Origin of the sequence: Ottowia beijingensis, from assembly GCF_013423955.1 — a bacterium.
Lineage (GTDB): Bacteria > Pseudomonadota > Gammaproteobacteria > Burkholderiales > Burkholderiaceae_C > Ottowia > Ottowia beijingensis.
This window is the reverse complement of record NZ_JACCKX010000001.1, coordinates 1,727,701-1,751,807: the sequence shown is the minus strand read 5'-3', so window position 1 is coordinate 1,751,807 and position 24,107 is coordinate 1,727,701. Positions and strand designations below refer to the sequence as shown.

The 24,107-nt window shown below is 71.1% G+C and carries 25 protein-coding genes and 4 pseudogenes; 20 read left to right on the top strand and 9 right to left on the bottom strand.

Going from position 1 to position 24,107, the window contains the following annotated elements; translation table 11 throughout:
• Nucleotide 1: 1 nt before the first annotated feature.
• The 3 genes and pseudogenes from H0I39_RS08860 to H0I39_RS08850 all read right to left on the bottom strand — a co-directional run bounded on the left by H0I39_RS08860 (nt 2) and on the right by H0I39_RS08850 (nt 3,117).
• A complete protein-coding gene (locus tag H0I39_RS08860) occupies nt 2-520 on the bottom strand; it encodes a Smg family protein (RefSeq protein ID WP_257645701.1) in 519 nt (172 codons plus the stop codon).
• Nucleotides 521-579: 59 nt separating this feature from the next.
• A pseudogene (gene dprA, locus H0I39_RS08855) lies at nt 580-1,781 on the bottom strand (DNA-processing protein DprA).
• A 34-nt stretch (nt 1,782-1,815) separates the two neighbouring features.
• Nucleotides 1,816-3,117: a LysM peptidoglycan-binding domain-containing protein gene (locus tag H0I39_RS08850; RefSeq protein WP_180550243.1), complete on the bottom strand. Its 1,302-nt coding sequence runs from the start codon at nt 3,115-3,117 to the stop codon at nt 1,816-1,818.
• Between the two features lie 144 nt (nt 3,118-3,261).
• On the opposite strand from H0I39_RS08850, the gene def reads away from it, so the two are divergent.
• From def to H0I39_RS08795, 11 genes and pseudogenes are all read left to right on the top strand, one after another.
• On the top strand, nt 3,262-3,792 hold the full coding sequence (def, locus tag H0I39_RS08845; RefSeq protein WP_180550242.1) for a peptide deformylase: 531 nt from the start codon (nt 3,262-3,264) through the stop codon (nt 3,790-3,792).
• A complete protein-coding gene (locus tag H0I39_RS08840) occupies nt 3,789-4,301 on the top strand; it encodes a hypothetical protein (RefSeq protein WP_180550241.1) in 513 nt (170 codons plus the stop codon). Before def ends, H0I39_RS08840 begins: the two co-directional genes overlap by 4 nt.
• Before the next feature lie 65 nt (nt 4,302-4,366).
• A pseudogene (fmt, locus tag H0I39_RS08835) lies at nt 4,367-5,352 on the top strand (methionyl-tRNA formyltransferase).
• Between the two features lie 131 nt (nt 5,353-5,483).
• Complete coding sequence (locus H0I39_RS08830; RefSeq protein WP_257646063.1) at nt 5,484-6,164, top strand: AzlC family ABC transporter permease; 681 nt, start codon at nt 5,484-5,486, stop codon at nt 6,162-6,164.
• Complete coding sequence (locus H0I39_RS08825; protein ID WP_307776793.1) at nt 6,157-6,495, top strand: AzlD domain-containing protein; 339 nt, start codon at nt 6,157-6,159, stop codon at nt 6,493-6,495. Before H0I39_RS08830 ends, H0I39_RS08825 begins: the two co-directional genes overlap by 8 nt.
• A 158-nt stretch (nt 6,496-6,653) precedes the next feature.
• On the top strand, nt 6,654-7,847 hold the full coding sequence (locus tag H0I39_RS08820; RefSeq protein ID WP_180550240.1) for a phosphoglycerate kinase: 1,194 nt from the start codon (nt 6,654-6,656) through the stop codon (nt 7,845-7,847).
• Nucleotides 7,848-8,028: 181 nt separating this feature from the next.
• Nucleotides 8,029-8,736: a phospholipase D-like domain-containing protein gene (locus H0I39_RS08815; RefSeq protein WP_180550239.1), complete on the top strand. Its 708-nt coding sequence runs from the start codon at nt 8,029-8,031 to the stop codon at nt 8,734-8,736.
• An 11-nt stretch (nt 8,737-8,747) separates the two neighbouring features.
• Nucleotides 8,748-9,014, top strand: coding sequence for a hypothetical protein (locus H0I39_RS08810; protein WP_180550238.1), 267 nt, complete (start codon nt 8,748-8,750; stop codon nt 9,012-9,014).
• Entirely contained in the window at nt 9,014-9,601 is a 588-nt protein-coding gene (locus tag H0I39_RS08805) for a phospholipase D-like domain-containing protein (protein ID WP_180550237.1), read from the top strand. The genes H0I39_RS08810 and H0I39_RS08805 overlap by 1 nt, the downstream gene beginning before the upstream one ends.
• 278 nt (nt 9,602-9,879) lie before the next feature.
• Nucleotides 9,880-11,313, top strand: a complete 1,434-nt coding sequence (pyk, locus tag H0I39_RS08800) for a pyruvate kinase (protein WP_180550236.1) — start codon at nt 9,880-9,882, stop codon at nt 11,311-11,313.
• 18 nt (nt 11,314-11,331) lie between these two features.
• Nucleotides 11,332-12,117 (top strand): bestrophin-like domain, encoded by a 786-nt coding sequence (locus H0I39_RS08795; RefSeq protein WP_180550235.1) that lies wholly within the window; start codon nt 11,332-11,334, stop codon nt 12,115-12,117.
• 18 nt (nt 12,118-12,135) lie between these two features.
• Here the strand turns inward: H0I39_RS08795 and H0I39_RS08790 are convergent, their stop codons facing one another.
• Nucleotides 12,136-12,690 (bottom strand): phosphatase PAP2 family protein, encoded by a 555-nt coding sequence (locus H0I39_RS08790; RefSeq protein WP_180550234.1) that lies wholly within the window; start codon nt 12,688-12,690, stop codon nt 12,136-12,138.
• Nucleotides 12,687-13,442, bottom strand: coding sequence for a phosphatase PAP2 family protein (locus tag H0I39_RS08785; RefSeq protein WP_180550233.1), 756 nt, complete (start codon nt 13,440-13,442; stop codon nt 12,687-12,689). The genes H0I39_RS08790 and H0I39_RS08785 overlap by 4 nt, the downstream gene beginning before the upstream one ends.
• A 131-nt stretch (nt 13,443-13,573) precedes the next feature.
• Here H0I39_RS08785 and fba point away from each other — a divergent pair.
• The 4 genes and pseudogenes from fba (at nt 13,574) to H0I39_RS08770 (ending at nt 16,933) form a co-directional block, all read left to right on the top strand.
• A pseudogene (gene fba, locus H0I39_RS08780) lies at nt 13,574-14,637 on the top strand (class II fructose-bisphosphate aldolase).
• A 19-nt stretch (nt 14,638-14,656) separates the two neighbouring features.
• Nucleotides 14,657-15,404, top strand: a pseudogene (locus H0I39_RS24700) (DUF2254 family protein).
• Complete coding sequence (locus H0I39_RS24695) at nt 15,299-15,979, top strand: DUF2254 family protein (protein WP_257646061.1); 681 nt, start codon at nt 15,299-15,301, stop codon at nt 15,977-15,979. Before H0I39_RS24700 ends, H0I39_RS24695 begins: the two are co-directional and overlap by 106 nt.
• A gap of 54 nt (nt 15,980-16,033) precedes the next feature.
• Complete coding sequence (locus H0I39_RS08770; RefSeq protein WP_180550231.1) at nt 16,034-16,933, top strand: phosphoribosylaminoimidazolesuccinocarboxamide synthase; 900 nt, start codon at nt 16,034-16,036, stop codon at nt 16,931-16,933.
• 337 nt (nt 16,934-17,270) lie between these two features.
• On the opposite strand, the gene H0I39_RS08765 is transcribed toward H0I39_RS08770, so the two are convergent.
• From H0I39_RS08765 to H0I39_RS21915, 3 genes are read right to left on the bottom strand one after another with little or no spacing between them, the layout of a single operon-like run.
• The gene (locus H0I39_RS08765; RefSeq protein WP_180550230.1) at nt 17,271-18,116 is read right to left on the bottom strand and encodes an RT0821/Lpp0805 family surface protein; all 846 of its coding nucleotides are present in this window, start codon (nt 18,114-18,116) and stop codon (nt 17,271-17,273) included.
• Nucleotides 18,113-18,520, bottom strand: a complete 408-nt coding sequence (locus H0I39_RS08760; protein WP_180550229.1) for an RNA polymerase sigma factor — start codon at nt 18,518-18,520, stop codon at nt 18,113-18,115. The genes H0I39_RS08765 and H0I39_RS08760 overlap by 4 nt, the downstream gene beginning before the upstream one ends.
• The gene (locus tag H0I39_RS21915; protein WP_257645700.1) at nt 18,502-18,624 is read right to left on the bottom strand and encodes a hypothetical protein; all 123 of its coding nucleotides are present in this window, start codon (nt 18,622-18,624) and stop codon (nt 18,502-18,504) included. The genes H0I39_RS08760 and H0I39_RS21915 overlap by 19 nt, the downstream gene beginning before the upstream one ends.
• Before the next feature lie 200 nt (nt 18,625-18,824).
• On the opposite strand from H0I39_RS21915, the gene H0I39_RS08755 reads away from it, so the two are divergent.
• The 3 genes from H0I39_RS08755 (at nt 18,825) to H0I39_RS08745 (ending at nt 20,996) form a co-directional block, all read left to right on the top strand.
• Complete coding sequence (locus H0I39_RS08755) at nt 18,825-19,106, top strand: hypothetical protein (protein ID WP_180550228.1); 282 nt, start codon at nt 18,825-18,827, stop codon at nt 19,104-19,106.
• Nucleotides 19,082-20,068 carry a S8/S53 family peptidase gene (locus H0I39_RS21910; protein WP_180550227.1) on the top strand — a complete coding sequence of 329 codons (987 nt, stop codon included), beginning with the start codon at nt 19,082-19,084 and terminating at the stop codon, nt 20,066-20,068. The genes H0I39_RS08755 and H0I39_RS21910 overlap by 25 nt, the downstream gene beginning before the upstream one ends.
• A 217-nt stretch (nt 20,069-20,285) precedes the next feature.
• Complete coding sequence (locus tag H0I39_RS08745; protein WP_180550226.1) at nt 20,286-20,996, top strand: hypothetical protein; 711 nt, start codon at nt 20,286-20,288, stop codon at nt 20,994-20,996.
• A 104-nt stretch (nt 20,997-21,100) separates the two neighbouring features.
• Here H0I39_RS08745 and H0I39_RS08740 read toward each other — a convergent pair whose 3' ends face one another.
• Nucleotides 21,101-22,222 carry a phosphoserine transaminase gene (locus H0I39_RS08740; RefSeq protein WP_180550225.1) on the bottom strand — a complete coding sequence of 374 codons (1,122 nt, stop codon included), beginning with the start codon at nt 22,220-22,222 and terminating at the stop codon, nt 21,101-21,103.
• Nucleotides 22,223-22,283: 61 nt separating this feature from the next.
• On the opposite strand from H0I39_RS08740, the gene pyrF reads away from it, so the two are divergent.
• A complete protein-coding gene (gene pyrF / locus H0I39_RS08735; protein WP_180550224.1) occupies nt 22,284-23,111 on the top strand; it encodes an orotidine-5'-phosphate decarboxylase in 828 nt (275 codons plus the stop codon).
• A gap of 69 nt (nt 23,112-23,180) precedes the next feature.
• The gene (locus H0I39_RS08730) at nt 23,181-24,107 is read left to right on the top strand and encodes a LysR family transcriptional regulator (RefSeq protein WP_180550223.1); all 927 of its coding nucleotides are present in this window, start codon (nt 23,181-23,183) and stop codon (nt 24,105-24,107) included.

Below are 24,107 nucleotides of genomic sequence, written 5' to 3'. Positions count from 1 at the left end.
CTCAATGCGGCAGCCGGTGCCGCGTGTCGTCGCACAACTCGTCGATCACCAGCATGTCGGGCGTCATGTTCACGCGCCAGTAGACCATCATGACGATGATCTTCAGGTCGTCCAGGCCCAGGGGTGATTCGGACGCCGCGAGCGCGCGGTCGATCACCACCTCGCGCAGTTCGGCCGACAGCGCGCCAGCGTCTTCCAGAAAGCGCAGGCAGGCGATGCCGTGCGGGCCCAGTTGGTCCATTTCCTGCGGCGTGTACACGCGCAGGCTGCCGGCCGAGGCGGGCCAGCTGGGCAGGGCGGGCACGGCAGAGGCTGATTCGTCCTGCGGCGGCAAGCAGATGCTGTCGGCCGCGCAGTCGAGCCCGTCGAGCCAGTGCAGCGCCTGCACGATGTCATCGCGCCCGAAGCCGGCGCTGCTCAGGCGGCGGCCCAACTGCTCGCGGTCGGTGTCCAGGCCACCGCCGCCGTAGTTCTCGTACACGTACACGAGCACTTCATACATGCGGCCAATATAGCGCATGGCTGCGGCGCCGCGCGCTGCCATCGGAAGTGGTTGCGCGCCCGGCGCTGGGGCCTCGCTCAGGCCTGCCCCAGGCGCTGGAACAGGCCGCCGGGCAGGCGCCCCACCAGGCCGTCGAGTTCCAGCTCCAGCAGGCGCGCCTGCAGGGTGGGCGTGTCGAGGCCGGTGCGGGCCTGCAGGGCGTCCAGGCTCACCGGGTCGGCGCCCAGGGCGGCCAGCAGGCCGTCGGGGTCGGGGGCGGGCGCCGCGGGCGCGGCCGACGGCGGCGCGGCGAGCGCGACGGCACCGGGCCAGCGCAGTTCCTCCAGCACGTCCTGCGCGGTCTCCACCAGCTTGGCGCCCTGGCGGATCAGGGCGTGGCAGCCGCGTGACTGCGGGCTGTGGATGGAGCCGGGAATGGCGAACACCTCCTTGCCCTGCTCCACGGCCAGCCGCGCGGTGATGAGCGAGCCGGATTGCAGCGCTGCCTCGACCACCAGCGTGCCCTGCGACAGCCCGGCGATCAGCCGGTTGCGCTTGGGGAAGTTGCCGGCCAGCGGCGGCGTGCCCAGCGGGTATTCGCTGACGATCAGGCCCTGGCGGGCGATGCGGTGCGCCAGCTCGCGGTGCTGGCGCGGATAGACGCGGTCGATGCCGGTGCCGATGACGGCGATGGTGGCGATGCCGCCCGCGGGCGCGCCCTCCAGCGCGCCTTCGTGGGCCGCGCCATCCACGCCCAGGGCCAGCCCCGACACCACGGTGATGCCCCCGCCCGCGAAGGCGCGCGCGAACTGCCGCGCGTTCTGCGCGCCCTGTGGCGTGGGGTTGCGGCTGCCGACCATGGCGATAACACGCCGGGGCCAGTTGGTTGCTTCACTATCAATAGCTGCTTGCGCCCGTGGGTTGGGCGCTGAAGGCTGATTCAATCCATCATTTTTTCACCCAGGTCCCCCAGCACGTACAGCACGCACGGCGGGTCTTCGGTGGCCAGCAGGCTGGCGGGGTAGGCCGCATCGCCCAGCGTGACGACGCGGCGCCCGATGCCGTCCTCGGCGGCGCCCAGCCAGTCCAGTGTGGCCTGCAGTTGCGCGGCCAGCGCCTCGGGCACCTGCTGCAGCGCGCTGGCCTGCGCCGGTGTGAGCAACTGGCGCAGGGCGGTGGCGGGTTGCTCGAAGATGGCCTGCGGCAGGCCGAAGGCCGCCAGCAGGCGCCGCGCGGCGTCGTTGCCGACGCCCGGGCTCAAAGTCAGGCGCAGCCAGGCTTCGAGTTCGGCGCGGTCCATGCGCTGCGCTGCCACGGCCGGCGGGGCCGCGGCCTCAGTTCGGGTTGACCAGCTTGTCGCCCACCTGGATGGGCGTGGCGCTTTCCATGACCAGCGCGTACGACACGCGCTCGAACATGCGGAACACCATGGCCACGCCGTTGTGCTCGTCCGGCAGCTGGATCACCGAGCGCGCCTTGTCGGTCTTGTCGACCAGGCGCGGGCCGGTGGTCAGCACCGACAGCACGTGGCCGTGCTCGATGCCATCGCGCAGGCCCTTGTTGATGACCACGATCTGGTTCTGGCCGGCGTAGCGCACCGAATTGCCGTGCACCAGCACCACGCGCGCTTCCACCGGCAGATCGGGCGCGTGCGGCACGTAGCTGCGGTATTCGCGTGGCGGCTCGGGCAGCAGGCGGTCGCCGGCCTTCATTTCTTCCTTGCTGCTGACCACGTCGATGGTTGCCGGCACTGGCATCAGCCGGGGCACGCTGGCGTCGGCCTTGGGCGGCTCGATCTCGGCATCGCCGCTGGCCGGCTGCGCGACGGGCGCGTGGCGGCTTGGGGTCTTGGTGAGTTCTTCCTCGGTCTCGCTCTCGCCGCGCGCCAGCCAGGCCTGGCCGACGTACTGGCCTTCGTAGCCCAAGATCTCGCCCGTCACCGGGTCCTTCAGCGGCGTGGCGGTGCGGAACACGCGGAAGTCGGTCGGCAGGCCCGGCGCCTTCAGCAGCGGCGCATCCACCGGGCCGCGCACGTAGGCGCGATCACCCTTGGCCACCAGCACGCGGCTCTGCTCGGCCAGCGCCACGATGCGCGGCGCGCGCTGGAAGGTGTCGTCATCCACCACCAGCGGCTCGGTCAGGAAGGGCTCGATCAGGTGCGGCTGCAGCGTGGGCAGCGGGTTGGCGTCCAGCGCCTCGATGCGGTTGCGCGGCGACACCCGGATGGTGGCGCCCGGCTGGCCGTCGACCCCGCGGCGCGCGCGCAGGAAGGCGCGGTCGCCCACGCGCTCCAGGTACAGCTGCTGGCCGGGGTAGATCAGGTGCGGGTTGCGGATGTCCTTCAGGTTCATGCCCCACAGCTCGGGCCAGCGCCAGGGCGACTTCAGGAACATGCCGGAGATGCGCCACAGCGTGTCGCCGCGGCGCACGGTGTATTCCTCAGGGGCGTTGGGCGCCAGCGCCGACAGCGGCACGCCCTGCGCGGCCACCTGCTGCGCGGTGGCGCGTTGCGTGGGCGTCACGGGGCGGTTGGCGGCGGATTGCGCGGCCACCGGCTGCGCGGCCAACAGGGCCGCCGCCAGCAGGCTCAGCGGCGCGACCAGGGCGCGCGTGGCGCCAGGAAAAGAATGTTTCATTGTTTTGCTGTGAGCGGCTGCTGACTTGACAAAGCACTGGACATTCTGCATTCAAGCCCTTGATCCGGCAACGGAATCGCCCCCAGCCGACAGCGCGAAACACGAAAAGTAGCGAAAATAGCCACATCTGCTGTCTTCGCTCCCATGGCCCTGCTCTCCATTCTCCGCTACCCCGATCCGCGCCTGCACAAGGTGGCCACGCCCGTCGCCGCCGTGGACGACCGCCTGCGCGCGCTCATCGACGACATGTTCGACACCATGTACGACGCCAAGGGCATCGGCTTGGCGGCCACGCAGGTCGACGTGCACCAGCGCCTGATCGTCATCGACGTCTCGGAAGAGCGCGACCAGCGCCTGGTGCTGATCAACCCCGAGTTGGTGTGGACCAGCGACGAGCGCGTGAAGGGCGACGAGGGCTGCCTGTCGGTGCCCGGCATCTACGACGGCGTGGAGCGCGCCGAGCGGGTGAAGGTGCGCGCGCTGGACGAGCAAGGCCAGGCGCGCGAGATCGAGGCCGACGGCCTGCTGGCCGTGTGCATCCAGCACGAGATGGACCACCTGATGGGCAAGGTGTTCGTCGAATACCTGTCGCCGCTCAAGCAGGGCCGCATCAAGACCAAGCTGCTCAAGGCCGAGCGGCAGGAGAAGGCGGACAGGGCCAAGGAGCCCGCATGAGCGCCCTGCGGCGCGCCGGCTTCATCGGCGCCGCGCTGGCGCTGGTGTTGCTCGGTGGCTGCGCGCTCTTCACCAACCCCGACAGCGTGGCGCCCGGCACGCCGGCCGCCGCCGTGGTGCAGCAACTGGGCCGCCCCACGGCCCAATACCCGGCCAGCGCCAACGCCGGCGAGCGCCTGCAATACACCTACCAGCCCGCCGGCCAGCGCGTCTACAACGTCGACCTGGACGCCCAGGGCCGCGTGGCGCGTGTCGAGCAGGCGCTGAGCGAGGCCCTGTTCGGCCAGCGCATCCAGCCGAATGTGTGGACGCGCGCTGACGTGCTGCGCGAATACGGCCCGCCTGCGCGCACCATGGGCGTGCACAACTTCCAGGGCGATGTCTGGGTGTGGCGCTACCTGGACGGTCCGATCTGGCGCCTGCTGTACATCGACATCGACCGCGCTGGCGTGGTGCGCGGCTGGTCGAACGGCGACGAGGACCTGCCCGATCCACCCGATCCGCGTTAAGAATTCAAGCCAAATCGGCCTCCAGCGCTTGTCTGGCAAGCGCGAGCAGCTATCAAATCATGAGTATCAGAGTCGCCTTCGCCGGCACGCCCGAATTCGCACGCGTGGCGCTGGAGCGGCTGCACGCGGCCGGTTTCACCATCCCGCTGGTGCTGACCCAGCCCGACCGCCCCGCCGGCCGCGGCATGAAGCTGCAGGCCTCGCCCGTCAAGCAGTTCGCGCAGGCGCAGGGCATCGCCGTGGCGCAGCCGCGCAGCCTGCGGCTGGACGGCAAGTACCCGGACGAGGCTGAAGTGGCGCGCGCTGCGCTGCAGGCCGCGGCGCCCGACGTGCTGGTGGTGGCCGCCTACGGGCTGATCTTGCCGCCCTGGGTGCTCGATTGGCCGCGCCTGGGTTGCCTGAACATCCACGCCAGCCTGCTGCCGCGCTGGCGCGGCGCGGCGCCGATCCACCGCGCCATCGAGGCCGGCGACGCCGAGACCGGCGTCACCATCATGCAGATGGACGCCGGCCTGGACACCGGCGACATGCTGCTGATCGAACGCCTGCCCATCGGCCCGCGCGCCACCACCGCCACGCTGCACGACGAACTGGCCGCGCTGGGGGCCGGATGATCGTCGAGGCGCTGGAACTGGCGGCCTGCGGCGGCCTGGCGCGCACGTCGCAGCCGGCCGAGGGCATCACCTACGCACACAAGATCGAGAAGCACGAGGCCGCCATCGACTGGCGCCAGCCCGCAGCGGTGATCGAGCGGCGCATCCGCGCGTTCGACCCGTTTCCGGGTGCCAGCAGCGCGCTGGGCGCGGACATCATCAAGATCTGGCGCTCTGAAATCGAGAGCTGCCCGCGCCCGTCGGACGGGCGCCCAGGCCAGATTTTGCAGGTCAACGACGAAGGCATCGACGTGGCCTGCGGCGAAGGCACGCTGCGCCTGACCGAGCTGCAACGCCCCGGCGGCAAGCGCCTGCCGGTGCGCGAGTTCCTGCGCGGCCACGCGCTGCAGCCCGACCAGCGCTTCGGCGTCGAAGCTGACGAAAGCCCCGCCCCATGAACATGCCGCTGCCACCCGAGCCGCGGGACGAACTCACGCCCCATGGCCGGCTCGGCAACTGGGTGGCGGGCCGCATCGAATCCTTCGCGCACACCGCGCGCCACCCGCTGTTCTGGGTCGGCGCGCGAGAGATGTCGGGCATTTCCGTCGGCCTCACGGCCTGGTCGTTCATGACCGGTGTGGCCATGGTCAAGAGCGGCATGAGTCTGACCGAGGCGGTGCTGATGTCGTTGCTGGTGTTCGCCGGCAGTGCGCAGCTGGCGGCCATTCCGCTCATCGCGGCCGGGGCGCCGCTGTGGGTCATCCTGGCCACAGCCTTCTGCGTCAACCTGCGATTCGTCGTCTTCAGCCTGCATCTGCGCGACTACTTCATGTTTCTGCCGCGAAGTCGCCGGCTTTGGCTCGGTTACTTCACGGGCGACGTAACTTATGTGCTGTACACCCGGCGCTTTCCCAAGCCGGCCGAGACCGAGCGCCAGCGCCGCGCGCAGATGTCGTACCTGTGGGGCGGCAACGTCTGCAACTGGGTGTTCTGGCAGACCTTCGGCTTTGCCGGCATCTTTCTGGGCGCGGCGCTGCCCGAGCGCTGGGGGCTGGAGTTTGCCGGCACGCTGGCGCTGCTGGCCGTCACCTGCTCGCTGGCCACCACGCAGATGCGCGCGCTGTCGGCGCTGATCGCCGCCGCCGCGGCCGTGGCGCTGTTCGGGCTGCCCTACCGGCTGAACATCGTCGCCGCCATCGTGGTGGCGGTGGCGCTCAGCCTAGCCATCGAGCCGCGCCTGCGCAAACCGCACGGAGGCGGCCATGCGTGAAACCGACGGCTGGACCCTGTTGGTGATCGTCGGGATGACGGTCATCACCGTCGTCACGCGCTGCTTCTTCTTCATCAGCGAGCGCGAATGGCGCCTGCCCGGCTGGGCGCAGCGCGGCCTGCAGTACGCGCCCATCGCCGCGCTGGCGGCGGTGATCGCGCCCGACCTGGTGCTGACCGACGGCGTGATCGGCAACCTGCTGACCGACGCACGCACCTGGGGCGGGCTGGCCGCGGCGGCGTTCTACTTTGGCGCCGGCACTGGAGCTTTGCGCTGGTGGGCGCCATCGCCGTCGGCATGGCGGTCTACCTGCCGTTGCGCATACTATTGAATTGGTAGCTGCTGGCGCTTGTGTGGCAAGCGCTGCAGACCGATTTCATCCAGAGACATGCCTGCGTGCCGCCCCGGTGGCGCGCCGTAGAATGACAGCGTCGTCACACTCGCGTGGCGCTGCGCTGTTTTTCCACTTCCCACTCTTCGAGCACCACCATGAACGTTCTGCGCTTCTCCGATCTGTGCGCCCAAGGCAAAGCCAAGGGCCAACGCGTCTTCATCCGGGCCGACCTGAACGTGCCGCAGGACGACAGCGGCGCCATCACCGAAGACACCCGCATCCGCGCCAGCGTGCCCTGCATCCAGCAGGCGCTGGATGCAGGCGCCGCCGTCATGGTCACCTCGCACCTGGGCCGCCCGACCGAGGGCGAGATGAAGCCCGCCGATTCGCTGGCGCCGGTCGCCCAGCGCCTGGGCGAGCTGCTGGGCCGCGAGGTGCCGCTGGTGGCCAACTGGGTCGACGGCGTGCAGGTGGCGCCCGGCCAGGTCGTGCTGCTCGAGAACTGCCGCGTCAACAAGGGCGAGAAGAAGAACGATGAAGCGCTTTCACGCAAGATGGCGGCACTTTGCGACATTTACGTCAACGATGCCTTCGGCACCGCGCACCGCGCCGAGGGCACGACCTACGGCATCGCCCAGTTCGCCCCCATCGCCTGCGCCGGCCCGCTGCTGGCGGCCGAGATCGACGCGCTGAACCAGGCGCTGGCGAATCCGAAGCGCCCCTTGGTCGCCATCGTGGCCGGCAGCAAAGTGAGCACAAAACTCACCATCCTGCAGTCTTTGGCGTCCAAAGTCGATCAACTCATCGTCGGCGGCGGCATCGCCAATACCTTCATGCTGGCCGCCGGCCTGCCGATCGGCAGGAGCCTGGCCGAGCCCGATCTGGTGGGCGACGCCAAGGCGGTGATGGAGGCGATGAAGGCGCGCGGCGCCGAGGTGCCGATCCCGACCGACGTGGTGACGGCCAAGGAGTTCAACGCCGATGCCCAGGCCGAGGTGAAGGCCGCCGCCGACGTGGCCGCGGACGACATGATTCTCGACATCGGCCCGCAAACGGCTGCCAAATTGGCCGATCAGCTTCGAAAAGCCGGCACCATCGTCTGGAACGGCCCGGTCGGCGTGTTCGAGATGGCGCCCTTCGAGGGCGGCACCAAGGCCATCGCGCAGGCCATCGCCGAATCGCCGGCGTTCAGCATCGCCGGCGGCGGCGACACGCTGGCCGCCATCGCCAAGTACGGCATCGAGAAGGACGTGGGCTACATCTCCACCGGCGGCGGCGCGTTCCTGGAAGTGCTGGAAGGCAAGACGCTGCCGGCGTTCGAGATCCTGATGAAGCGCGCGGCCGGATGACCTCGCTTCGCTCCATGACCCGCGCTGCGTGCGATGACTTCGCCGCCGTGCGGCATTCATGACCCATGACCGGCCGGGGTGATGGCAATCGCCAGCCCGCATGGCTGGGCCATGGTGGCGCAGCCGCCGTCATCCAGGCCGCGCGGCGGCCCGATCATCGAGCGCAGCGAGGTCATCGCGCATGCCTTTGAGACGCGCCGTTCGCTGGTCGCTCATCGCGTTCATCGTCCTCGCCCTGCTGTCGGCGCTGGCGCTGTGGTCGTGGGGCCGCTTTGCCGCCGGTGCGCAGGGCGATGCCACGCAGGCGCTGCCGGTGGCGGCCGCCGACACGCGGCTTGACCGGCTGGTCCAGCCGCTGCTCGATGTGCACCCGCCCGAGGCCAGCGGCGCCGCCCTGCTGGACGACGCGGTGCAGGCCTTCGTGGCGCGCGCCCGCACCGCGCGCGCGGCCGAGCGCAGCCTGGACGTGCAGTACTACATCTGGCGCCACGACCTAACCGGCCGCCTGCTCGAGCACGAGCTGATGGCCGCCGCCGAGCGCGGCGTGCGCGTGCGCCTGCTGATCGACGACATGGGCTCGCCCGGCCGCGACGACGCGCTGCTGGCCATGGACGCGCACCCCAACCTGGAGGTGCGCCTGTTCAACCCCGCGCGCAACCGCGCTGGCGGCTTCCGGCGCGCCATCGAAATGGGCCTGCGCTTCGTCGGCTTCAACCGGCGCATGCACAACAAGGCCTGGGTGGCCGACAACCGCGTGGCCATCGTCGGCGGGCGCAACGTGGGCGACGAGTACTTCGACGCCTCCGACGCCATGAACTTCCAGGACGCCGACCTGCTGCTGCTGGGCCCCGCCGTGGCGCAGACCAGCGTCATCTTCGATGCCTTCTGAACTCCGCCGCCGTGGTGCCGCTGCGCGCGCTGCACGCCCAGGGCTCGCGCTGGACCGACGACGACTTCGCCCAGCGCCGCCGCCAGTGGCAGGCCGAGGCCGCCGAATCGGCCTGGGTGCGCGCGATGGCTGGCCGCGACGACCTGGACGACAAGCTGGCGCGCGGCGGCCTGACTCTGCACTGGTCGCCCAGCATCCGCGTGCTGTCCGACCCGCCCGAGAAAGCCGCCCCCTGGCCAGCCAGCGCGACCGCCCGGCCTGGCTGCTGTACGACCTGATGGCGCTGCTGTATTCGGCCGAGCGCGACAGCTGGCTCATCTCGCCCTACTTCGTACCGGGCGAGGGCGGCACGCTGCTGATGGCCGGGCAGGCGCGCCGCGGCGTCACCGTGCGCGTGCTCACCAATTCGCTGGTGGCCAACGACGTGCCGCTGGTGCACGCCGGCTACCGCGACTACCGCGCGCCGCTGCTGGCGCACGGCGTGCAGCTGTACGAGCTGAAGCCCGGTGCGCAAGGCCCGGCGCGCGAGCTGATCGGCTCCAGCGGCGCCAGCCTGCACACCAAGGCCTTCGTGGTCGACGGCGCGCGCGGCTTCGTCGGCTCGTTCAACTTCGACCCGCGCTCGGCCCAGCTCAACACCGAGATGGGTGTGGTGTTCGACCACCCCGCGCTGGCGGCCGAGGTCAAGCGCCTGTTCGACCACGGCACCCGCCCCGAGGCCGCCTGGCGCGTGACGCTGGACGGCGGCGCCCTGCGCTGGCACGGTGCCGATGAGCGCGTGTGGACGCACGAGCCCGAAGCCAGCCGCGGCCTGCGCGCGCTGGTGTGGCTGCTGAGCTGGCTGCCGATCGAGTCGCAGCTGTGAGCGCGCGCGGCGTGGCCACGCGCCGGTGATGGGGCGGTGTGGCTGCCCGATGGTGTGCGCGGGCGTGGTGAATCCGTTGGCCTTCATATACTCCCCATATGGAAGGCCGACAGCGCCCGTTGCATGGGCGCCAGCAATAGATACTCCCTAATAGTATGGAATAAGACTGGCCCGCGCCGGCTGACTGCGGCGGGCTTTCGCCGCGCGGCGCGCTGCGGGGCGGCGCGGTCACACGCCCGTGCCAGAATCGACGCACACCTTTGTCGAGACCGCTCACCATGACCCACCGCGCCACCAAGATCGTTGCCACCCTCGGCCCCGCGTCCAGCGAGCCCGCGCTGCTGGAGGACATGATCCGCGCCGGCGTGAACGTGGTGCGGCTGAACTTCAGCCACGGCACGGCGCAGGACCACATCGACCGCGCCCGCCTGGTGCGCGAGGTGGCCGAGCGCGCGGGGCGCGAGGTGGCCATCATGGCCGACCTGCAGGGCCCCAAGATCCGCGTCGGCAAGTTCGCCGAAGGCAAGGTGCAGCTGCTGCCGGGCGCGCCCTTCGTGCTGGATGCGGCGCGCAAGGCGCCGGGCGACGTGGCCGGCGTCGGCCTCGACTACAAGGAGCTGCCGCGCGACGTGAAGCCCGGCGACACGCTGCTGCTGAACGACGGCCTGATCGTGCTCACCGTGACCGAGGTGCGCGGCGAGGCGGTGCACACCACCGTCAAGATCGGCGGCGAGCTGAGCAACAACAAGGGCATCAACAAGCAGGGCGGCGGCCTGACCGCGCCGGCGCTGACCGGCAAGGACATGGAGGACATCAAGACCGCCATGGGCTTCCAGGCCGACTACGTCGCGGTGAGCTTTCCGAAAAGCGCCACCGACATGGAGATGGCGCGCCAGCTGTGCAACGTGGCCGGCGCCGAGCATGGGCACCGACCGTACCTGATCGCAAAAATAGAGCGCGCCGAGGCCATTCCGCGCCTGACCGAGATCCTGGCCGCCAGCGACGGCATCATGGTGGCGCGCGGCGACCTGGCGGTGGAGGTGGGCAACGCCGCCGTGCCGGCGCTGCAGAAGAAGATGATCCGCATGGCGCGCGATGCCGACAAGCTGGTGATCACCGCCACGCAGATGATGGAAAGCATGATCACCAACCCGGTGCCCACGCGTGCCGAGGTGAGCGACGTGGCCAACGCCGTGCTCGACGGCACCGACGCCGTGATGCTGAGCGCCGAGACCGCCGCCGGCAAGTACCCGCTGGAGACGGTGCGCGAGATGGCCGCCATCTGCCAGGCCGCCGAGGAGCACGACCCGGTGGAGCTGGACGCCGACTTCACCGGCGCCACCTTCCACCGCATCGACCAGTCCATCGCCATGGGCGCGCTGTTCACCGCCTTCCACCTGGGCGCCAAGGCCATCGTGGCGCTCACCGATTCGGGCTCGACCGCGCTGTGGATGAGTCGCCACCGCGTGCGCATCCCCATCTACGCGCTCACGCCCAAGGTGACCACGCAGCGCAAGATGGCGCTGTACCGCAACGTGCGCCCGATGCTGATGGACACCAGCGCCCACCGCGACGAGGCGCTGGCACAGGCCGAGGCCTACCTCAAGCGCCAGGGCGTGGTGAACGCCGGCGATGTGTACGCCATCACCTGCGGCGAGCCCATGGGCGCGCCGGGCGGCACCAACATGCTGAAGATCTGCCGCGTCAGCTGACGGCGCGGTCGCGCGGTCATGAGCTTTCTGCTGCACTGGCCTTTGTGGGCGTCCGCCCTGCTGGTGTATGCGCTGTTTCTGGCCGTGGCGCTGGGACTGGTGTTCGTGGTTGGCCGCTGGGTGCGGCGCCAGCCGGCGCGCGAGACCGTGGTGGGCGGCCTGGTGCCGCCGGTCGGCGCCGCGATGACGGCGGGCTTCCTGGTCTGGATGGCCTTGCTGGCCAACACCGAGGTGCGCGACATCGACGACGCCGAGCGCGCCGTGCACGCCGAAGCCGCCGCGCTGCACGCCCTGGGCGTGCTGGGCAGCACCGCCGCGCCCGCCGCTGCCGCCGGCTGGAACGCACAGCTGGCCGACTATGCCCAGCGCGTGCTGGCGCACGAATGGCCGCGCATGGCGCAGGGCGGCGATGACGGTACCAGCCAGCAGCTCGACCGCCTGCGCACCGAATCGCTGACCCGCTTCGCGGCCGAATCGCCCGAGTTGCGCGCCGCGCTGCGCCAGGGCGTGCAGGCGCTGGCCGAGGCCCGCCAGGCGCGCCTGCGGGTGGCTGCCGATCACATTCCCGGCGTGATCTGGTACGCGCTGCTCATGAGCGCCGTCATCGTGCTGGCGTTCTCGGCGCTGATTCATGCCCGCCAGCCGCGCGCCGCGCGCTGGATCGGCACCTTGCTGGCGTTGCTGATTGCCGTGCAGGTGCACGCCGTCTACGTGATCGACCGCCCCTTCGTCGGCGCCATCGCGGTCGGCGAAGGGCCGTTGCGCAGCACCCTGCAGCAGCTGCAGACCGGACCCGCGCGCTAGCGCCCCGCCACGGCTGGATCAGCCCCGCCGCCCGAAATGCAGGAGCAGCGGGCGCCACCTGTTCGGTGCTGGCAGCCGTTGCACCGCCAGCGCGCACAGCGCGCCCAGCGCCCAGGCCGCCAGCACGTCGGACGGAAAGTGCAGGCCCAGGGCGATGCGGCTCCAGCTCAGCGCCAGTGCCGCGGCGCCCACCAGCAGGCGCGCCGGCCAGCGCACCGGCGCCAGCGCCGCCGACACTGCAAAGGCCATCGCCGCGGTGGCGTGCGAACTGGGAAAGCCCGCCGACTTGCCATGCGGCAGGCACTGCGTGCCCAGCCCCAGCGCGAAGGGCCGCGCATGCTGAAAGCCATGCTTGAGCAACGCCGCCGCCACCGCCGCCAGCGCCATGCTCAGCAGCACGCGCCAGGCCTGCGGCCGCCACGCCGGGCGCCCGGCCAGGGCCACGGCCAGCGTGGCGGCGATCATCCAGTGCGGCAGTTGCAGGCTGGCCAGCCGGGCCACTTCCACCAGCTTGGGCGGCGCCGTTGCGCCCAGGTTGAGCCACAGGAAGACGGTTTGATCGAGGCCGTTCATGCCCGCACCTGTGCGCTTGTCACCGTGGCGTCGGCCCGCCGCGCGCGCCACGCCTGCACCGCGAACCAGAACAGGCCGCCCGCCAGCCAGCAGAACCAGCCGGCCCACAGCACGTGGCTCAGGTAATGCGCGCCGCGCGCCATCTGCACCGCGCCGAAGCCCAGGCCCGCCAGCAGCGTCAGCCCCAGCCACCAGCGGGCGGCCCGCGGCGCCCAGGGGCGCAGCCAGAAGAAGGCGGCCAGGAACGCGAACGCCGTCGACGCGTGCCCGGCCGGAAAGCAGTGCCCGCCGCCGCCGTCGGCCACGCCCCAGCGCCAGTGCGACACGTAGCGCGCCGTGCCGCCGAAGTCCTGCAGATCCCACGGGCAACTGGTCAGGCTGCTGCGCTTGAGCACCTGCACCACCAGCGCCGCCAGCAGGATGCCGAACACCAGACCGGCGCGGTCGGCCTTCGGCAGCGCGCGCAGCGGCCCCAGCGGGCGCCAGACCATCACCACCAGCGCCAGCAGCAGCGCCCAGGCGGCCTGGCGCGCGCCGGTGTGCAGCACGTTCTGCAGCCACCAGTCGTGCGTCAGCGCAAAGCCCTGCGCGGTGCCGAACCAGCGCGCCAGCGGCAGGTCGAGCGCGCTGGCGTCCCAGGCCAGCGCCAGCGCCAGGGCGGTGGCCGTGCAGGCCAGGAAACGGGTGAAGGTGAGCGTGGGGGCTTCGGCATGGGCGGGCCGCGCGCCGGATGGGCCACGCGGGAGCGACACGGTAAGGCGCCGGCCTGAACGGTGGCTTAAGCCAGGGCCGGTGGCCAGGGGTGGCCGGGTAAACTTGCCGGATCAACGGGCGCTTGCCGCCCGCCGCGCCGCTTCTCTTTGACTCCCGGAGGATTTGCACCATGCCACTCGTTTCCATGCGCGAGCTGCTCGACCACGCAGCGGCCAACAACTACGGCATCCCCGCCTTCAACGTCAACAACCTGGAGCAGGTGCAGGCCGTGATGGCCGCCGCCGACGAGGTGGGCGCCCCGGTCATCCTGCAGGCCAGCGCCGGCGCGCGCAAGTACGCGGGCGAGCACTTCATCAAGTACCTGATCCAGGCCGCCTCCGAGGCCTATCCGCACATCCCCATGGTGATGCACCAGGACCACGGCACCAGCCCGGCCATCTGCAAGGGCGCGCTGGATCTGGGCTTTGGCTCGGTGATGATGGACGGCAGCCTGAAGGAAGACGGCAAGACCCCGCCGACTTCGACTACAACGTGCGCGTGACCAAGGAAGTGGTCGACATGGCGCACAGGATCGGCGCCACCGTGGAGGGCGAGCTGGGCTGTCTGGGCAGCCTGGAAACCGGTGAGGCGGGCGAGGAAGACGGCGTGGGCGCCGCCGGCAAGCTGACGCACGACCAGCTGCTGACCGACCCCGAGGAAGCCGCGCAGTTCGTCAAGGCCACGCAGCTCGACGCGCTGGCGATTGCCATCGGCACCAGCCACGGCGCCTACAAGTTCACCCGCCCGCCCACGGGCGACGTGCTGGCCATCAGCCGCGTGAAGGAAATCCACGCCCGCATCCCCAACACGCACCTCGTCATGCACGGCTCCAGCAGCGTGCCGCAGGAGCTGCTGGCGCTGATCAACCAGTACGGCGGCAAGATGAAAGAGACGTATGGCGTGCCGGTGAAGGAAATCCAGGAAGCCATCAAGCACGGCGTGCGCAAGATCAACATCGACACCGACATCCGCCTGGGCATGACTGGCGCGGTGCGCAAGTTCCAGGCCGAGAACCCCGACAAGTTCGACATGCGCGAGTGGATGAAGCCCGCGCGCGAGGCCGCCAAGGCCATCTGCAAGCAGCGCTACCTGGAGTTCGGCTGCGAAGGCCAGGGCGGCAAGATCAAGGGCATGCCGCTGTCGGTGATGGCCGAGAAGTATGCCAGGGGCGAGCTGGCGCAAGTGGTGACCTGATGGCCGCAGCGGGCGGTCGATGCTGAGCCGCCTCAAGCGCTGGTGGCGCAACCTGTTCGCGCGCCACAACCGCTTGTGGGCGACGCAGGTGGTATCCAGCATCGCCGCGGTGCTGCTGGCACTGGCGGCGTCGTGGGGTGCCTACTTCGTGGCCGAAGGCACCTTCCCCGACATCGAGCGCGAAACCCTCGACGACCTGCTGACGGTGATCGCCTCCAGCATGCTGGCGGTCACCACCTTCTCGCTGTCGATCATGGTCGGCGCCTTCGGTGCCGCCGCCGGCAGCGCGACGCCGCGGGCCACCCCTGCTGATGGCCGACGATGGCACGCGCACCGCCATCGCCGCCTTCCTGTCGGCCTTCATCTACGCGGTGGTGGCCAAGATCGCGCTCGGCATCGGCTACTACGGCACCAATGGCCGCTTCATCCTGTTCCTGGGCACGCTGGCCGTGCTGGCCTGGCTGCTGGTCACGCTGGTGCGCTGGGTGCGCACCTTGTCGTCGCTGGGCTCCATGACCAACACCTTGCGCAAGGTGGAGGACGTGGCTTTCGACACCCTGGCCGACTACTGGCGCCGCCCGTTCCTGGGCGCCGCCCCGGCGCGCCCGAGCACCAGGGCGAGGCGCTGGGCCCGCCCGTCTACGCCACCCGCACCGGCTACCTGCAGCACATCGACATGCCGGAACTGCAGGCCTGTGCGCGCCAGGCGGGTTGCAGCCTGCATGTGCGCGTTCGGCCCGGCGCCATGGTGTGGCCCGGCGCGGTGATCGCGCGCATCGGCACGCCCGCCGCGGAGCGCCCGCCCGAGGACAGCGAACGCCTGTCCGGCGAGGCGCTGGCCGAGCGCGTGCGCGACGCGCTGACGGTGGGCGACGCGCGCAGCTTCGACCAGGACCCGCGCTTCGGCCTCATCGTGCTGGGCGAGATTGGCCAGCGCGCGCTGTCCGCCGCCGTGAACGACCCCGGCACCGCCATCGACGTGATGAACCGCCTGGTGCGCGTGCTGATCGACGCGCAGCGCGCCGACGACGACGATGCGGCGGCCACGTCATCCGCCGCCGAAGCGCCGCAGCACGACCGCGTCACCCTGGTTCCCCTGGACGAGGCGGCCCTGGTGTACGACGCCTTCGAGCCGCTGTCGCGCGATGGCGCCGGACTGATCGAGGTCGGCATCCGCATGCAGAAGCTGCTCGGCATGCTGGCCATGGGGTCGCGCAGCGGTGCCGTGGCCCGCGCCGCGCGGCGCCAGGCCGAAACCGCCTGCGAGCAAGCCCTGGCGGCGCTGACGCACGCACCCGACCGCGAAGCCCTGAAGGCCCAGTGTGCCGCGCCGCAGATCTGAGAAGCTGTCCCGCGCGACAATGCCGGATTTCCTCGCCACCAATCCGCACGTCCCATGAACACCCCCGCCCTGCACACCAGCCAACTCACCAGCCTGCCCCTGCTCGCGCGCGGCAAGGTGCGCGACAACTACGCCGTGGGCGACGACCGCATCCTGATGGTCGCCAGCGACCGCATCAGCGCCTTCGACGTCATCATGGGCGAGCCGATTCCGGGCAAGGGCGCGCTGCTGACGCAGATGGCGCTGTGGTGGTTCGAGCAGTTGAAGGACATCGTGCCCAACCACCTGACCGGCGACGCGCCCGAAAGCGTGGTGGTGCCGGGTGAGGTGGCGCAGGTGCAAGGGCGCAGCATGCTGGTGAAGCGCCTGCAGCCCATCCCGGTCGAGGCCGTGGTGCGCGGGTATCTCGCCGGCAGCGGCTGGAAGGAGTACCAGGACAGCCGCAGCGTGTGCGGCGTGCCGTTGCCCGAAGGGCTGCAGAACGCCAGCAAGCTGCCCGCACCCATCTACACGCCCGCCGCCAAGGCCGCGGTGGGCGAGCACGACGAGAACATCACCTTCGAGCGCACCGAGCAGATGATCGGCCCCGAGCTGGCGGCAAAGATCCGCGACGTGAGCATCCGCCTGTACGAGCGCGCCGCCGCCATCGCGCTGGCCAAGGGCATCATCATTGCCGACACCAAGTTCGAGTTCGGGCTGGACGACGCCGGCCAACTGGTGCTGATGGACGAGGTGCTGACGCCCGACTCGTCGCGCTACTGGCCGGCCGACAGCTACCAGGAGGGCAGCAACCCGCCCAGCTTCGACAAGCAGTTCCTGCGCGACTGGCTGGAGACGGCGCAGGTCGACGGCCAGCCCTGGGCCAAGTCGCCCCCGGCGCCGGCGCTGCCGCAGGCCGTGATCGACGGCACGGCGGCCAAGTACCGCGAGGCGCTGCAGCGCCTGCTGGGCTGAGGCCGAGACGCGCCACGCGCCGATCCGCGGCCCGGCTTCGTGGGGCGGTGAGGCGGGTAATGCCGTTGCTGCTTCAAAGCGTTGACCATCGTCATCCCGGCGAAAGCCGGGATCCATGCCCTCACCACGCGCGTCGTCTGGATTCCGGCTTTCGCCGGAATGACGGAAGCAAGGTCGCTCCGATCTCAAAGTGGAATCGTGGGGGTATATGCTTGTTGCGCTTGTTTGGTGGGCGCTGCGGTCTGTCTATATGGGGAGTATGTGACGCTGGCCGCTTGCGCAGCCGCACGCTGTCCACACGTCCAGCGTGCGCGGCGCCCTGTGGGGCGCGCCCGGCTCACCAGCCCCGCAGCAGCCGCGCCTGCTCCTGCTCGGCGCTCAGCGCGCCGGCGGGCAGCTCGCGGGCGATGAAGGCATCCACCGCTTCGTGCAGCGCCGTGCCGGCGGTCTGGTAGCCGCCACCGGGCGTGGCCGCGTGCGGCGCGTGCCGCAGAAAGGCCAGGCGCCACTGGCCGTCGGCCTCGCGGCAGGCCACGCCCACCTCGTCGCGCGCCACCGGGGCCGGGCGCGTGGCGGCAAATTCGCGGCACACCTGGCCGTCGGCGCGGGCAAAGCTGGCCACCAGTTCCACTTGCCCATCGCCCGTGGCCAGGTGGCGGCCGCTGGGCGCGGCCTCCAGCGCCAGCGCCAGCGCGGGCTCGCGCACGATCTGGCCGGCCTCGGCCAGCACAGGGCCGGCGGTGCCAGGGCCTTGCCAGGCGTGGCCCAGAAAGCCGCCCACAGCCAGCAACGCGACCGAGGCGAAGGCCGCGGCGCCCCAGTTCAGGCCACCGTTCAGGCCCAGCCAGCCGCTCAGGCGTTCACCCAGGCTGGGCGCGACGGGTGGCGGGCGGCGCGCACCGGTCGGCGCGGGTTCGGGTGCCGGCGCGAGGGTGGCCTGCAGCGCGGTGGGCAGCGGCGCGTTCAGGACGGCGGCGATCAGCGCCGGCGGCACCGGCGCCTCCAGCACGGCGTCGAAGGCGCGGCGCGCCTGCTCGCCGCTGTCCACCAGCGCCTGCAGGCGCGCGCGCAGGGCGGGCTGGGCGGCCAGCGCGTCCTCGACGGCGACGTAGCGCGCCTCGTCATCGAACTGCGCGTCCAGGTAGGCCAGCAGGGTGTCGTCGTCGATCAGCGCGGGGTTCATGGCGCGTCTCCGGCGCTGCGGCCCAGCCCGTCGGCCAGCTTGCCGCGGGCGCGCGCCAGCCGGCTCATCACGGTGCCCACAGGCACGCCCAGGGCCGCCGCCGCGTCCTTGTACGACAGGCCGTCCACCGTCACCATCATCAGCACCACTTTCTGCTCCTCGGGCAGGGTCGCAATCAACCGTCGCACGGCGCGCGCATCGCTGCGGGCCTCCAGCACCTGCCGGCCGTCCTCGCCCACCACGTCGGCCAGCGCCTCGGTGTCGGTATCGGTCTGCCGGCGCTGGCGGGTGCGGTGCTCGTCCAGCCAGGTGGTCTGGATGATGCGGAACACCCAGCTGGCCAGGCTGGTGCCCGGCTGCCACTGGTGCCAGCGCTCGATGGCCTTCAGGCGCGCCGCCTGCACAAGTCGTCGGCCGCGTGGCCGTCGCCGGTCAGGCCGTGCGCAAAGCGCCGCTGCCGGGGCAGCAGACTGACCAGTTCGGCACGCGGATCGGTGGCGGGCGACATGCGCTCTCGTGCTTGGGGAGACAACGTGGTGGGGCTGGGTTTATTCCGCCGATCCGGTGGCGCGAAGGGAATGAACCCCCGCGCCTTGCGTTATCGTGCGGCGTGGGCATGCTAACGCAAGCCCCGGCGTGCCCCCTTGACGCCGATTCAGCACCCTCCGATTCATGCCAACGCGAGTCCTCACTTTCGTCCGAAGCCTCTTGCGCCTGTCTCTGGCGCTGGCCCTGATGCTGGCGCTGCCGATGCTGGAATGGCGCGGCTGGGATGGGCAGTGGCGGCACGGCGCCGCCGCCTGGGCCGACGATGGCGATGGCGGTGATGGCGGCGGCGGTGCCGATGGCGAGGGCGGCTTCACCTTCCCGTGGCGCGAGCCCAGCCGCCCCGCGGCCCGGCCCACGCGCCCGCCGCCGCGCCGCACCCAGCGTGCCCCAAGCCGCCCCCGCCGCCCGCCGACGTGGTGCCCAACGAGCTGCTGGCGCTGAACCCCACCCCCGCCGCGCTGGGCCGCGCCACCGCCCTCGGCGCCACCGAGGTGGAAACCGTGGCCGCCGGCGCGCTGGGGCTGCGCGTGGTGCGCCTGCGCCTGCCGGCGCGGCTGAGCGTGCAGAACGCGCTGGCCCAGCTGGTGACCACCGATCCCGGCGTGTTCGAGCGCCACCACCGCTACACCCTGCAGCAGGCCAAGGCCGCCACCCCGGCGGCCGACCGCTGCGAGGGCCCGGCCTGCACCATGCCCGGCCGCCTGGCGGGGCTGATCGACTGGCCGGCCGATGCGCGCCAGTGCGGGCGCGGCCAGGTGGTGGGCATGGTCGACACGCCGGTGCAGGCCAGCCACCCGGCGCTGGCCGGGGCCGAATTGCGCGCCGAAGGCTTTCACGACGCCGACCGCACCGCCGCGCCGGCCGACCACGGCACCGCCGTGGCCGCGCTGCTGGTGGGCCGGGCCGACGACGCCTTTGCCGGCCTGCTGCCGCGCGCGCGGCTGTTCACGGCGGCGCCGTTTCACCAGCCGGCCCAGGGCGAGCCCATCGCCGACGCCAGCGCGCTGGTCAAAAGCCTGGACTGGCTGGCCGCGGCCGCCGGCAACGGCGGGCCGAACGCGGCGCCGGCCTATCCGGCGGCGTTCGAGCGCGTGCTGGGCGTCACCGCCATCGACGCCAAGCGCCAGGTCTACCGCCGTGCCCAGCGTGGCGCCCACATCGACTTCGCGCTGCCCGGCGTGGAGGTGTGGACGGCCGGGCTGGACGGCCAGGGCCGGCGGCGCAGCGGCACCTCGTACGCCGTGCCGTTCATGGTGGCCTTCGTGTCGCAGTCGCTGGCGCAGCGCAGCATCGGCCGCGACGAACTGCTGCAGGGCCGCGCCGGCCCCGTGCTGGACCTGGGGGCGCCAGGGCACGACCCGATCTTCGGCTGGGGGCAACCGCGGTTCGAAGGCAAGTGCTAGTTTGCTACTGATATGATAGCTGTCGGCGCCCTGTGGATGGGCGCTGAAGGTCGATCTGGCTTGAAAAACAGCGCCCGTGCGATGCGGTCCGCACCGGCCAAACTCCTTGTTACATCCTCGTGCCCGATGACGGAATAAGCCGTTTGCCGGCCCGTTGTCGGAATGCGGAGGTGATGGATGGCTCCGCGCTTCCTTCACGCATTACAAGGAGATCGCCATGAGGATCGAACACGGACTGATTGCATTGAGCTGCGCCCTGCTGGTGGCCTGCGGCGGCGGTGACGATGACAACCCCAGCGCGCCCGCCACCCCGCCGGGGGCCGGCACCGGAGACACCGGCGGCACCGGCGGCACGACCACGCCGCCGCCCACTGGCGGCACCGGCGGCACCACCACCCCGCCGCCCACCACCCAGCTGCCGGTCGACCCGGCGCCCACCGGCGGTACCTACCAGTGCCGCAACGCCACGCTGCTGGCGGTGCGCATCGACAACCTGGAAGTGCCCGCGGGCTTTCAGTGCGCGCTGCGCGGCACGCAGCTCATCGGCACGGCCAAGGTCAACCAGGGCGCGCTGCTGGACGCGCAGGACGTGCGCATGAACGGCAACATCCAGGCGCAGGGCGCGGCGCACGTCACGCTGGTCGGCAGCAGCTGGATCGGCGGCTCGGTGCAGATCGAGCAGGGCCAGTCGGCCTCGCTGACCGGCGCGCGCATCGACGGCGACATCCAGCTGACCGACAACCGCGGCGCGCTGAGCGTGGAGCGCAACCAGGTCGGCCAGAACGTGCAGATCAAGCAGAACCTGGGCGGCGTCAGCGTCAACGGCAACCGCGTCGACGGCAACCTGGAATGCCAGGCCAACCAGCCCGCGCCCACCGGCGGCGGCAACACGGCGGCGCTGAAGACGGACCAGTGCCGCGCGCTGTGAGCGGGCCAGGGCGCCTGCGGACTGCACGGCGCCCTAGGCTTGCTACCAAACAAGAAGCTGCCGGCGCTTTTGTGGCAATGGTTTCAGGCTGTTTTGGTTAAAAATCAGGCCGTCTGCACCTGCGCATGCGCCCACTCGATCCAGGGCATCAGCGCGCGCACGTCATCCGGCTCCACCGTGGCACCGCACCAGATGCGCAGGCCGGGCGGCGCGTCCTTGTAGGCGCCGATGTCGTAGGCCACGCCTTCGGTCTCCAGCAGCTGCGCGATGCGCTTGACCTGCTCGGGCGGCAGGTCGAGCGTCAGGCACACGCTGGTGCACGAGCGCGTGTCCTCGCGCCGCGCGAGGAAATGCAGCCACGGGTGCGCGGCGACGAAGTCCTCGATCACCTTCAGGCTCGCCTCGCTGCGCGCCTTCAGCCCCGGCACGCCGCCCTGGGCGTCGGCCCAGGCCAGCGCGTCCAGGTAGTCGGCCACGCACAGCATGCTGGGCGTGTTGATCGTGTCGCCGACGAAGATGCCCTCCATCAGCTTGCCGGCCGAAGTCATGCGGAAGATCTTGGGCAGCGGCCAGGGCGGGGCGTAGCTTTCGAGCCGTTGCACCGCGCGCGGGCTCAGCACCAGCATGCCGTGCGCGCCTTCGCCGCCCAGCGCCTTCTGCCAGCTGAAGGTGGCCACGTCCAGCTTGTGCCAGGGCAAGTCCATGCTGAAGGCGGCGCTGGTGGCGTCGCAGATGGTCAGGCCCTGGCGGTCGTCGGCGATCCAGTCGGCATGCGGCACGCGCACGCCGCTGGTGGTGCCGTTCCAGGTGAACACGATGTCGCGCGCCGCATCCACTTGCGACAGATCGGGCAGCTCGCCATACGGCGCCTTGAACACGCGTACGTCGGGCAGCCTGAGCTGGTTGACGATGTCGTTCACCCAGGTCAGGCCGAAGGTTTCCCACGCCAGCACGTCGACGCCGCGCGCGCCCAGCAGGCTCCACAGCGCCATCTCCACCGCGCCGGTGTCCGACGCCGGCACGATGCCCACGCGGTAGTCCGCCGGCAGGCCGAGGATGCGCGCGGTTTCGCTGCACGCTTTGCCCAGCAGCTCCTTGCCCAGCGCCGAGCGGTGCGAGCGGCCGAGCGCGCGCAGATCGAGTTGCGACACGTCGTATCCCGGCCGCTTGGCGCAGGGGCCGGAGGAAAAGTGGGGGCTGCGGGGACGAGCGGCGGGCTTTTGCATGATGGCTGAACAGAGTGGCCGCGCACGGGAGCGCGAAGCCATGGATTCTAGAATCCGCCCCATGACCTTCCTCGACCAGCTGCGCGAAGCCGAAACCCTGAACCAGTCGATGCTGTGCGTGGGGCTGGACCCGGAGCCCAGCCGCTTTCCCACCGGCATCACGCGCGATGCCGAGGGCATCCATGACTTCTGCTTGAAGATCGTCGAGGCCACGGCCGATCTGGCGATCGCCTTCAAGCCGCAGATCGCCTACTTCGCCGCGCACCGCGCCGAGCCGCAGCTGGAGCGCCTGATCGCCCGCATGCGCGAGATCGCGCCGAAGGTGCCCGTCATCCTGGATGCCAAGCGCGGCGACATCGGCAGCACGGCCGAGCAGTACGCCAAGGAGGCCTTCGAGCGCTTCGGCGCCGACGCGGTGACGCTGTCGCCCTTCATGGGCTTCGATTCGGTCGAGCCGTACCTGAAATACCAGGGCAAGGGCGCCTTTCTGCTGTGCCGCACGTCGAACCCGGGCGGCGACGATCTGCAGAACCAGCGCCTCGCGTCGGTCGAAGGCCAGCCCTTGCTGTACGAGCACGTGGCCAGGCTGGCGCAGGGGCCATGGAACCTGAATGGCCAGCTGGGCCTGGTGGTGGGCGCGACCTACCCGCAGGAGATCGAGCGCGTGCGCGCGCTGGCGCCGACGCTGCCGCTGCTGATCCCCGGCGTGGGCGCGCAGGGCGGCGATGCGGCGGCCACGGTGCAGGCCGGCTGGCGCCCCGACGGCCCCATCGTCGTCAACAGCTCGCGCGCCATCCTGTACGCCGGCAAAGGCAGCGACTTCGCCGATGCCGCGCGCGCCGCGGCGCTGGCCACGCGCGACGCGCTGAACGCCGCCCGCCCGGCGTGATGCTTTTGATTTGATAGCTTCCGGCGCCCGCCAAATAAGCGTTACAGGCCATTTTCGCAAGTAACAGCCATGGAACTGCGCCAACTGCGTTACTTCGTCAAGGTCTGCGAAGCCGGCAGCATGGGCAAGGCCGCGCTCGACCTGGGGCTGGCCACCTCGGCGCTGAGCCAGCAGATCAGCCGGCTGGAGGGCGAGCTGGCCACGCGCCTGCTGCAGCGCCAGGCCACCGGCGTGGTGCCCACGGATGCGGGCCTGGCGTTTCTGCAGCAGGCCCAGCTGACGCTGCGCCACGCCGACGACGCGGTGCATGCGGCGCAGACGGCGCGCCTGTCGGGCCACGTCAGCATCGGCCTGGCGTCGACCACCGCCTCGGTGCTGGGCGTGCCGCTGATGCAGGCCATGGCCGAGCGCTACCCGGCGGTGCGCGTGCACCTGGTCGAGGCGCTGTCGGGGCACCTCACGACGATGCTGAACGCGCGCCAGCTCGACTTGGCGATCCTGTTCCGCGACGACGCCGCGCGGCGCTGGAGCGTGACGCCGTTGCTGGAAGAGAAACTGTTCGTCATCGGCGCGCCCGATCTGCCCGGCATGCCCGCCGGACCGCGCGTGCGGCTGAAGGACCTGCGCGCGCTGCCGCTCATCCTGCCGTCGCCCAGCCACGGCCTGCGCGCGCTGACCGACGCCGCCTTCGCGCGCCAGCGCATCACGCCGCGCGTGCAGGCCGAGGTGGATGGCCTGTCGCTGCTGATGGACGCGGTGCGCGCGGGGCTGGGCGCCACCATCCAGCCCGGCGCCGCCACGGCGCGGCTGCCCGAGGGCGCGGTGCGCAGCGTGCTGCTGGCCGATGCGCTGACGGGGCGCCGCAACCTGCTGGCCAGCCTGTCGGACGACGAGCTGTCGCCCGCCGCGCTGGCCGCGCGCGTGGTGCTGGCCGACGTGGCGCGGGCGCTGGTGCGCGCCGGGCGCTGGGCCGGTGCCACCCTTCACAAGAACTGA